General features: G+C 62.5%; 7 protein-coding genes. All 7 read left to right on the forward strand.

Features of this window, described 5'->3' with window-relative positions; genetic code table 11:
- The coding region (locus LCI23_RS20000; protein ID WP_224948209.1) for a hypothetical protein at positions 1-756 on the forward strand (756 nt) is incomplete at its 5' end.
- A gap of 26 nt (positions 757-782) precedes the next feature.
- A complete protein-coding gene (locus LCI23_RS20005) occupies positions 783-1,451 on the forward strand; it encodes a YdcF family protein (protein ID WP_224948210.1) in 669 nt (222 codons plus the stop codon).
- A 17-nt stretch (positions 1,452-1,468) separates the two neighbouring features.
- A protein-coding gene (locus LCI23_RS20010) for an IS3 family transposase (protein ID WP_224948211.1) occupies positions 1,469-2,556 on the forward strand; the annotation gives its coding sequence in 2 pieces (ribosomal slippage) (positions 1,469-1,721 and positions 1,721-2,556; 1,089 coding nt in all).
- A 238-nt stretch (positions 2,557-2,794) separates the two neighbouring features.
- Positions 2,795-4,246 (forward strand): phosphomannomutase, encoded by a 1,452-nt coding sequence (locus tag LCI23_RS20015; RefSeq protein ID WP_224948212.1) that lies wholly within the window; start codon positions 2,795-2,797, stop codon positions 4,244-4,246.
- 260 nt (positions 4,247-4,506) lie between these two features.
- Positions 4,507-7,293 carry a YjbH domain-containing protein gene (locus LCI23_RS20020; RefSeq protein ID WP_224948213.1) on the forward strand — a complete coding sequence of 929 codons (2,787 nt, stop codon included), beginning with the start codon at positions 4,507-4,509 and terminating at the stop codon, positions 7,291-7,293.
- A 721-nt stretch (positions 7,294-8,014) separates the two neighbouring features.
- Positions 8,015-9,190 (forward strand): flagellar biosynthesis protein FlhB, encoded by a 1,176-nt coding sequence (flhB, locus tag LCI23_RS20025; protein WP_224948214.1) that lies wholly within the window; start codon positions 8,015-8,017, stop codon positions 9,188-9,190.
- A gap of 148 nt (positions 9,191-9,338) precedes the next feature.
- Positions 9,339-11,336, forward strand: a 1,998-nt coding sequence (gene flhA, locus LCI23_RS20030) for a flagellar biosynthesis protein FlhA (protein WP_224948215.1), incomplete at its 3' end; no start/stop codon positions are given.

Here is an 11,336-nt window from a genome sequence, read left to right on the forward strand (position 1 = left end):
GATGCGATTTGTGCCGCGGCAGCGCGTAGCGATGTCCGCAGGATCGTTGCGTTTGGTTCCTTCGCCACTTATGACAACCGTGCCGAAACGATTACCGAGCAAAGCAATGGGTGTCCAGCGCGTATTCCCTACGTTGTCGGCAAGGAACAGCTCGAGCGCGCGTTTTCGCGCGGTTTGAAGAACCACCCTTCGCTTACCCTGGCATTGCTACAGCCAAGCATTGTCGTCGGGGCAGGCGGTTCCTGGGACCGTTTCGCTCGGAAGCTGACGTGCACCGAGCGCATTTATTTACCTGCAGGTGGCGAGGGGATCTGTAATGTGGTGGACGTCGACGTGGTAGCGGAGGCAGTCTGCCGCAGCCTGGAATTGCCGGCGACGGCGTTTGGGCCGTCGCGGGCCGTGAAAGCCCTGATTTCCGGACGCCAGGCGACCACATGGGCTCAATGGCTGAACCAGGCGTACGGCATACCTGCATCGCGCATCAGCGCGTGCAATACGAATGCCTGGTCGGAAGACACAAAGAGAAACCTGATGCTGTCGATCCGCTTTTCCAGCGTGGGGGCTTCCCTGTTCGAAATGCTGAAAGGGAGGCCGGCCGCCGAACCAACGCGTCGTCCGTCGGCTCAGCGCACGGAATCCAGCCCGGTTCCGGTACCGGTTCCGCTCTATGTTCCGGAAGGATTGGACAGGCTCACCCTGTCGTGCCGCAGCGTCGTTGATCCGGGCAGGGCGCTGGCGCTTGGCCTGCTCGACTAGCGACTTCGGCCAGTCCCGAATCAGCCATGAAATCGTTGCGGTTTCTCGTTGTCGCGGCCTGTGCGGGTCTTTTGCTAGGTACGGTGTCTAGTCCTCAATTGGTCGCCGATTTCCTCGAGAGCCCCTTAGCCCAGCACCAATCCGGGTTAAAGGGCCCGCAACTCCAGGCTGTGGAGGTGATCGTCGTGCTGACGGGACCGGCTGACGGTGTGCGCGCGCGGAACCGGATTACGGCCGCCCTTGCACTCCAGCGAGAGCGCGCATTGCCATTGATGGTTTGCGGGGAAGGCGCGGATGGGATACAGCAGGTTCTTCAGGCGCACGGCCTATGTGCACGTTGGATTGAGAACACCTCGGTCAACACCTATGAAAACGGAAAATTCTGTGGCCGCTTGCTGCAGCAGGAAAGAATCAGGACAGTGTTGCTGGTAACGGACGAGTATCACATGCGCCGTGCAAGGATGGTATTTGCATGGGCAGGCGTGGAAACCGTAGCAATGCCCTCGACGCGTTTAGACCAGAAAAACGAAGGTGGGGGGACGCCAGCGGAAAGTACATGGCAGCGTATTCGGACCGCAGTGCATGAACTGGGCGGCATTCTTTGGTATTTAGTCCGCCACGCAGCAGAAAGACGGGATTGGAACGGTAATCCCCCCACAAAAAGAGCGCGTTCAGAAGTAGAATTTTCTACTTAAGATACAGAAAGCTCTACATGAAGACGTCCCGCTTTACCGACAGCCAGATCATCGCCATCCTCAAGCAAGCCGAAGCCGGCAGCCCGGTACCGGAGCTGTGCCGCGAGCACGGCATCAGCAACGCCACGTTCTACAAGTGGCGCTCCAAGTTCGGGGGCATGGATGCCTCTTTGATGGCACGCATGAAGGAGCTGGAGGAGGAAAACCGGCGGCTCAAGAAGATGTACGTCGAGGAGCGCCTCAAGGCCGAGATCGTCGCGGAGGCGCTCACAAAAAAATGGTAGCGCCATCTCAGCGGCGGGGGATGGCGCAATGGGCCGTAACGGAGCGGGCAGCCACGGTCAAGCTGGCGTGCAAAGCGTTTGGCATCAGCCAGACCTGCTACCGCTACAAGACCAAGCTGGATGCGGAAAACATCCTCATTGCCGACTGGCTGGTGCGGCTGACGAACAACCAACGCAACTGGGGCTTTGGGCTGTGCTTCCTGTACCTGCGCAACGTGAAGGGCTTCAAATGGAACCACAAGCGCGTCTACAGGATATACCGGGAGCTCGAGCTGAACCTGCGCATCAAACCGCGCCATCGCCTGGTGCGTGAGAAGCCGCTGCCGCTGGCGGTACCGACCGCGGTTAATCAGAGCTGGTCGATGGACTTCATGCACGACCAGCTCGCCGATGGGCGCAGCATCCGGCTGTTCAATGTGATCGACGACTTCAACCGCGAAGGCCTCGGTATCGAGGTCGACTTCTCGCTGCCGTCCGAGCGCGTGATACGTTCGCTCGACCGGATCATCGAATGGCGAGGTAAACCCGAAGCCATCCGCTGCGATAACGGTCCTGAATACATCAGCGCAGTGACGTTGGCTTGGGCCGCAAAGCGCGGCATTCGCATCGATTTCATCCAGCCTGGCCAGCCCCAACAGAACGCCTACGTCGAGCGATACAACAGGACCGTGCGTTACGATTGGCTTGCCCATCACCTGTTCGAGACGCTTCAGGAAATCCAGGAATTTGCTACCGACTGGTTGTGGACCTACAATCACGACCGGCCCAACATGGCGCTCGGTGGTATTACGCCAAAACAGAAATTGGCCCTTGCCGCTTAACCTCTACTTTTAGCGTGCTCTAAAAATGGGGGGATTACCACCCCAGGCGACAAACTTGGCGGTGGCGCTTGCCGTCATCCAAGCAACGCCGAAATAGTAGAAATCGATTAGTTCAGCGCTTCTCTATCTCAGGTGAGACAATAGGAGAGTTGAATTCCCTTATTTCTTGATATTGTCAGGCACGTGAAGCTGTCAGATGGCGTGCCAACGGCAGTCAGGCATAGCACAACGAAAGTCAATGAAACTGTTCGAAATCTCTCAAACTAGCGGCGTCGCGTTCGGCACCAGCGGCGCACGGGGCCTGGTCTCGGCCATGAGTCCAGCGCTGTGTGGCGCCTACGCGCAGGCCTTCCTGCAGGCGGTAGCGACCGATGCCACGGAAGTCGTGCTGGGACACGACCTGCGTCCCAGCAGCCCGGCGATTGCTGCCGCGTGTGCCCAGGCCGTCCGCGATGCAGGCAAAAGCGTCGTATTCGTCGGCGCATTGCCCACGCCCGCGGTGGCGTATTACGCTTCGTTGCGGCAATCCCCAGCCATTGTCGTGACCGGCAGCCACATTCCGTTTGACCGCAACGGCATCAAGTTCTACCGTGCGGAAGGCGAGATCACCAAAGCCGATGAGGCCGCCATGCTGGATGCGGAAGTCGCACTGGCCGAAGGCTGGTCGCCTGCCGGATTGCCTAAAGCCGATGGCGTCGCCGAAGCTGCATATGTGTCGCGCTATGTGAGCGCGTTCGGAGTGGGTGCGCTGGCGGGTAAGCGCGTGGTTTTGTACGAGCATTCCAGCGTTGCGCGCGATGTCCTGCGCACCCTGTTGCAGAACATGGGCGCCGAGGTCAGGTCGCTGGGCCGCACCGATACCTTTGTACCGATCGATACGGAAGCGGTGCGTCCCGAAGACGTCGCCCAGGCCCGGGCATGGGCGCAAGCGTACGAGTTCGATGCCATCATCTCGACCGACGGCGATGCGGACCGGCCGCTGATCGGCGACGAAAACGGTATTTGGCTGCGCGGCGACGTGGTCGGCGTACTGTGCGCACAGATCTTGGGCGTCGATGTTGTGGTAACGCCGGTGAACAGCAACACCGTCGTCGAAAAGTGCGGCTCATTCCAGAACGTGGTCCGTACGCGCATTGGTTCGCCATATGTGATCGCCGGTATGGAAACGGCGGTGCAGGCTACTCCGGCGGCTACGGTGGTAGGCGGTTACGAGGCTAATGGCGGCTTCCTGGTGGGCACGGATGTGCAACTCGGGAAGTACACCCTTAAGGCCTTGCCTACCCGAGACGCGGTGTTGCCCATCCTGGCTTTGCTGGTCGCATCAGTGCAGCGAGGCCTGCCGCTGTCGAAGCTGGCGGCCAGCCTGCCAGCGCGTTATACCGCCAGCGACCGCATCCAGGAGGTGCCAGCCGAGGCCAGCCGTGCACTGATCGCGTCACTGCGAGAGGATCTCGCCAGCGTCAGCGCCTGGCTGGTCCCGGACGGCGGGCATGTGGTGCACTACGACGAGACCGACGGACTGCGCCTGACCTTTGCCTCTGGCGAAGTGGTGCACCTGCGCCCGTCGGGGAACGCGCCCGAACTGCGCTGTTACACGGAAGCCGGTACCACGGAAAGCGCCGTGGCGCTGTGCGCCGATACCCTGCGCCGCGTCGCAGTAAAGATCGGCAAGGCGGACGCGTCGCCCTGATCGGCAACAGTCTTCTGGCAGGCCGATTCTCGAGCCTTGGTTCGCCAGGCACAGGTCGTGCGAATGTCGAGATGGTCTTTTGCCACATGTTAAAATCCAGCTTCTTTCCGAAAAGCGGCTGGTCGCCTGCCGACCGCCGGGCTTTCCGGCCTCATGCCGGCTTCAACAGGCAGCAACGCCCCTATTTAGCGCTTACCTCGCATCCGCTCGTGTCCAAAGCAAAGAAAAACCTACTCAAGCACCATTGGTGCGGCCTGCTCGTGCTCGGCACGGCAAACGCCCTCGCCGTTACGCCCACCGTGCAGGGCCAGTCCGGCTATATCAACATGCCGAACGCCAGGGTCGAAGCGGACGGCACCGTATCCGTAGGATACGCCTACGACCGCCCGTATGGCAGCCTGTGGGTCACGGCCACGCCCTTGCCCTTCTTGCAGGTAACGGGCCGCTATGTCTCGATCAGCGGCATCGCCGGCTTCACCGACGTGAAAGGCGAGTACGGCAGCGAGTATGGCCGCTACAAGGACAAGGTGTTCGACGGCAAGTTGCAGCTGCTCGAGGAATCGGAGTGGCTGCCCGCGCTCTCGGTCGGCGCAACCGACCTGTTTGGCACCGAACTGTTCAAGGGCCGGTACGTGGTCGCTTCCAAGGTCTTCGGCAAGGCCAGGAATATCGAGGCCAGCCTTGGCTATGGCAAACGGCGGCCCGACGGCGTATTCGGCGGCGTGCGCTGGGCGCCGCTCGGCGCTTCGGGCTGGGCGCTGGTGGCGGAATACGATGCCAACGATTACACGAAAGACCACCGTGCCGCAGAAACCGCAGCCGGCGAGCGCCGCAAGGGCCCGTCGGTCGGTCTCGAATACCGCTGGGGCTGGCTCGGCGCCCAGGTCGCCCGTCACCGCGACCACTTCAGCGCCAACGCCTACATCAGTATCCCGTTCTCCGAACGCGAATTCATACCAAAGCTTTACGAGCCAGCCTATTTCCAGGCGAAAAACGCACCTGCCCGCGTCAGCCTGGAAGAATGGCGCAGCAGCGGCCATCCAGCCGCGCTGGTACAGGCCCTCGTCAGGCAGGACTACAAGAACGTGCGCGTGGAGCTGGACGGCGCGACGCTGCGGCTGTCGCTGACCAACAACCGGATCTCGGACATGGGCCGCGCGGTCGGGCGAGCCAGCCGTACCGCGCTGGCCTTCGCACCGACCGGCGTGCGCGCGATCCACGTCACTTACACCAAGCTCGAACAGCCGATCGCCACCTACGAATTCTTCGACATCCAGCGCCTGTCGGACTACCTGACCGGCCTGGTGGAGCGCGAAAACTTCCTGCAGACTATGCTGGTGCGCTATTCGAACCCGGCAGACAAGGTGGGTGAGGAGGGGGGGCTGCTGGCCGCAATCCGCGACGATGGCGCGGCGCTGGGCGTGCAGCTCAACCATGATGGCAATTTCGTGCAGGTCAGCTCGGAAGACCGCGAGGCGAACCGCTTCAAGCTGGTGCCCAAGTTCTCCCTGTTCTTCAACGATCCAAGCGGCGCCCTGCGCTACGAAACGGCGGTGGCCGCGAACTACGACAAGCGCCTGGGCGAAGGACTGTACTTCAACAGCGCCTTCAAACTGAACCTGTTCGAGAATGTGTCAGGCGTTACGCAGCCGTCGAACAGCGTGCTGCCTCACGTGCGCACCGACATCGCCGAATACAAGCGCGGCGGACGCTTCAAGCTGCAGCGCGCCCTGGTAAACAAGTACATGACCCTGGACGAGCACTGGTACGCACGCGCGTCTGGTGGCCTGTACGAAGAGATGTTTCGCGGGGCGGGCGGCCAGGTCCTGTACTTGCCGCAGGACCGGCGCTGGGCGGCGGACCTGACCGTCGACGCCCTTCAGCAGCGTGACGTCAAGGGATGGCTCGGCAAGCGCGACTACAAGACTGTGACCGCGCTGGGCGCGCTGCACTACCAGCTGCCCTATGACGTCACCGTCACCGGCCGTGCGGGCCGCTTCCTGGCGAAGGACGAAGGCGTGCGCCTGGAATTCAAGCGCCGCTTCCGCTCCGGCGTGGAGATCGGCGCCTGGTTCACCAGGACCAACGGCAGGGACATCACCAGCCCCGGCACGCCGGCCGATCCGTACAACGACAAGGGTATCTTCCTGTCGATTCCCCTGAATATCACGCTGCCTTCGGATAGCCAGGCAGTTGCCGGCTTCGCAATCTCGCCCTGGACCCGCGACGTGGGCCAGATGGTGGCCAGCCCGGGCGACCTGTACGAGCTGTTCGAGGATCCGCGCCGTGACCTGAATGCCTACGATGGGCTGGGGAATTTTGCCGAGCGCAGGGACGAGCAGCAGCGCGACGTGATCACGCGACCTGTGCAGCGGCTGCCCGATGCCTGGCCGCGTTTCCGCTGGCGCGTGGAGCAGTCCGTATCTGCTGCACCGACCTTGCCGCAGTGGGCGAAGGGTTCCCTGCTGGCCGGGGGCGCCGTGCTCGCCAGCGCAGCGCTCGACAAGCCAGTCGACCGTTTCGTCCGCCCACGGGAAGACAACCGCGTCCTCGACGCATGGGGCAAGGCGGGCAAGGCCATGCCGGTCGTGCTGGCCGGTGCCGCGGGTGCGGCGGTCGCCTTTGGCGACAATCGCATGCAAAACATGGGCATCATCTCGCTGCAATCGATCGCCGGCGCGGCCGGTGTATCCATGGTGAGCAAGCGGGTAATCGGCCGTGCGCGTCCGAACGAGGAACTGGGAGCAAGTAGCCGTGCAGGCAAGCGCTCGGACGCTTCCTTCCCCTCGAATCATGCTGCAGTGGCGTTCGCAGCGGTGACTCCGTTTGCGCAGGAATACGATGCACCCTGGCTGTATGGCCTGGCTGCAGTCGGTTCGCTCGGCCGCGTCGCCGACCGCCAGCACTGGGTATCGGATGTCGTGGCGGGCGGCGTGGTCGGGTACGCGATCGGCAGTTGGCTATGGCAGGCCCAGCGGGATGATTCGCGTTTTGCCATTACCCCGGGTTCCAAACAGATCGCCGTGACCTGGAGTGGAACGTATTGAAATGGCAGGGCGCTGTCACGGCGCCTTGTTTATATGTCCCGACGTACAAAAAGAACTGGCCGCAGATGCGGCCAGTGTGCGTTTACCTCGGGACGGCAAGCGTCCGTCAGATTATTGGTGCGAGGTAGCCGAGTGGCTGGTGCTCGAGTCGCTATTCGAAGCAGCGACTGCCACGGCGGCGACAGCGGCGCCAATACCGATCAGGGCCGTGGTCGACAGGCCGGCCAGGGCCGTACCGCCCAGCAGACCACCCGTGCCAGCAGCACCAGCGGCACCGGCAGTACCAGCGGTACCGGCGGTACCAGCAGTACCAGCAGTACCCGTGGAGCTACCAGCGCCAGCAGTAGTCTGCGGAGCAGGAGTCTGTGGCTGGGCAGGGGTGGACTGTGCAAACACCGGAGCCGACAGCAGGCTCAGGATCGCGGTGACGGCGATAAGCTTTTTCATAGGTAAATCCTTGGTTATTCTGATCTCACGAATCAGGGGAGTTGAAAGCAGATTATATTACCAAAACATTTCTTCCAGTTAAAAAGTAAGTCCCGACTGTGACATTTTGACACAAAGTTCAAGGGGCGCGGCTGTTTCCATGTGTTTCCTGTCCCGTGTCCCATCACAGTGTGAATACACGCTACTTTCCCCGCCTGTTCGATGTATAGCTGTGAGGCAACATCAGGGATAATACTGAACTTGCACTACGCACAAGCGATACACGGAAACGGCAATGGCAGAAGACAGCGACGCAGAAAAGACCGAACCAGCGTCACCCAGAAGACTGGAAAAGGCTCGTGAAGAAGGCGACGTTCCCCGCTCGCGGGAGCTGGCCACGTTCACGGTCCTGATGACCGCCGGCGCCGGCCTGTGGATGACCGGCGGCTCGCTCGCGGACAAGCTTGGCCAGGCATTGCAGTCGGGTCTCTCACTCACGCGCGAACAGGTCTACAACCCGGCTATCCTGATCGAACGCATCACCACCGACCTGGTGGCCGTGCTGCTGGCCTGCCTGCCGCTGGCCGGCCTCATCATGCTGGTCGCGCTTGCGTCGCCGCTCCTGATCGGTGGCTGGAATTTCTCGTCCAAAGCCTTCGTGCCCAACTTCATGAAGCTGAACCCGATCTCCGGCATCGGCAACATGTTCTCCACCAATTCCCTGGTCGAACTGCTGAAGGCCATCGCCAAGACCCTGGTGGTGGGTGCCGTGGCATGGGTCGTCATCATGGGCCAGAAGGAGGCCATGCTTGGCCTGGCGGTGGAACCGCTAAACGCCGGCAGCGCCCACGTGGGCGAGCTGATGGCCAAGGCTTTTCTCTTCATCGTCGGCGCGCTGGGCGTGATCGCCGCCATCGACGGGCCCTGGCAGCTTTGGCATTACCACGACAAGATGAAGATGACGCGCCAGGAAATGATCCAGGAGTCGAAGGAGTCGGACGGCAATCCGCAGATCAAGGGCAAGATTCGCCAGATGCAGCGCGAAATGGCACGCGGCCGCATGATGCAGAATGTGCCTACTGCGGATGTGATCGTCACCAACCCGACCCACTACGCGGTGGCACTGAAGTACAGCGACGGCCAGAAGGGCGCGCCGCGGGTGGTGGCCAAGGGCGTGGACGACGTGGCCGCCAAGATCCGCGAACTCGGCGTCGAACACAAGGTGACCATGCTGGAAGCCCCGGCCCTGGCCCGTGCCCTCTACAAGCACACCGACATCGACGAAGAAATCCCGGAAAAGCTGTTCTCGGCGGTGGCGGAAGTGCTGGCCTATGTCTACCAGCTGCGCGCCTACAAGAAGGGCGAAGGCAACTACCCGGATCGTCCGCGCAAGCTGGCGGTACCGGCCGAGATGGACCCGAACGACCCGGCGTACAAGGGACCTGGGGCGAATACCGGCCCGTTGCAGTAAGCGATCCACGTAGGGTGGGCGGATCCTCCGCCAACGCGGTGATAGTTGGCGGCAAGATCATCCGGCGCGAAAGCGGAGCCGATAACAATCACCGCGTGGGCGGGAGACCCGCCCACCCTACAAATACGAATAGCGGAGCATTGCACGAATGAACAGCATCAAACTGCCGGCATGGACGAACGGGCTCGCTTCACGGGGCGCCAGCGCGCTCGCCGCCCCGATCTTCATCATCATCCTGCTGGCGATGATGATCCTGCCGCTGCCGGCCTTCGTGCTGGACGTGTTCTTCAGCTTTAATATCGCACTGTCCGTTATCGTCCTGCTGACCGCCCTGTACACGGTCAAGCCGCTCGACTTCATGGCCTTCCCGGCCATCCTCCTGATCTCGACCATGCTGCGCCTGGCGCTGAACGTGGCCTCGACCCGTATCGTCCTTACCGAAGGCCACACCGGCGGGGCGGCCGCGGGCAAGGTGGTCGAGGCGTTCGGCCACTTCCTCATCGGCGGCAATTTCACCGTCGGTATCGTCGTCTTCATCATCCTGACCATCATTAACTTCTCGGTGGTGACCAAGGGCGCCGGACGTATCGCCGAAGTGGGCGCGCGCTTCGCCCTGGACGCCATGCCGGGCAAGCAGATGGCGATCGACGCCGACCTGAACGCCGGCCTGATCGGCGAAGCCGACGCCCGCAAGCGTCGCAGCGAAGTGGCGCAGGAAGCCGAGTTCTACGGCGCCATGGACGGTGCCTCGAAATACGTGAAAGGCGATGCGGTCGCCGGCATCATGATTACCCTGATCAACGTGATCGGCGGCCTGATCATCGGCGTAGTCCAGCACGACCTGAGCTTTGGCGAAGCCTCCGAGGTGTACACGCTGCTGGCCATCGGTGACGGCCTGGTGGCCCAGATTCCTTCGCTGATCATCTCGATCGCGGCCGGTATGGTGGTCTCGCGCGTCGCCAACGAAGACGACATCAGCAGCCAGGTGACCAACCAGCTGCTCAACCGCCCGGAAGTGCTGTACATCACCGGCGGCATCATCTTTGCGCTGGGCCTGATCCCGGGCATGCCGAACCTGGTGTTCCTGCTGCTGGGCAGCGCACTGTGCGGCGGCGGCTACATGATCACCAAGCGCGGCAAGGACCAGCCGGCCAAGGAAGCGGCAGCGGCGGCACAGGCCGCGGCAGCCAGCGCGGTCAGCGGCAGCACCGGTCCGACCGAGTCGGAAGAAGCGACCTGGCAGGACGTGATGGCGGTCGATACGCTGGGCCTGGAAGTGGGCTACCGCCTGATTCCGCTGGTGGACAAGAACCAGGGCGGCGAACTGCTCAAGCGCATCAAGGGCATCCGCAAGAAGTTCGCCCAGGAAGTCGGCTTCCTGGCGCCACCGGTGCACATCCGCGATAACCTGGAACTCAAGCCGTCCGGCTACCGCATCACCCTGAAAGGCGTGGAAGTGGGGGCGGGCGAGGCAATGAACGGCCAGTTTTTGGCGATCAATCCGGGCATGGCCAGCGGCACGCTGCCGGGCGAACCCACCGTCGACCCGGCTTTCGGCCTGCCGGCCACCTGGATCGACGCCAGCCTGCGCGACGAGGCGCAGAGCCTTGGCTATACGGTGGTCGACGCCGGTACCGTCGTCGCGACCCACCTGAACCACCTGATCACGACCCACGCCTCGGAACTGCTGGGCCGCATGGAAGTGCAGGCGCTGCTGGATCACTTGGGCAAGGAAACCCCGAAGCTGGTGGAAGACCTGGTGCCGAAGGTCGTGTCGCTGTCGACCCTGCAGAAGGTGCTGCAGAACCTGTTACAGGAAGGCGTGCACATCCGCGACATGCGCACCATCATCGAGTCGCTGTCGGAATATGCGGTGCAGACCCAGGATCCGGGCGAGCTGACCGCCATGGTGCGGGTGGCGCTGGGCCGGGCCATCGTGCAGCAGCTGTTCCCGGGCACCAACGAGCTGTCGGTGATGACCCTCGACAACCGCCTCGAGCGCTTGCTGATGCAGGCGATGGGGCAGGGCGGCGACGGCACCGGCATCGAACCGGGCCTGGCAGATACCATCGCCCAGCAGGCGGCCAATGCCGCTGCCCAGCAGGAGCAGATGGGCCTGAGCCCGGTGCTGCTGGTGCCGGCGCCG

The organism is Massilia sp. MS-15 (assembly GCF_020176695.1).
In the GTDB taxonomy this organism is placed as follows: Bacteria; Pseudomonadota; Gammaproteobacteria; order Burkholderiales; family Burkholderiaceae_D; genus Telluria; species Telluria hydrophila.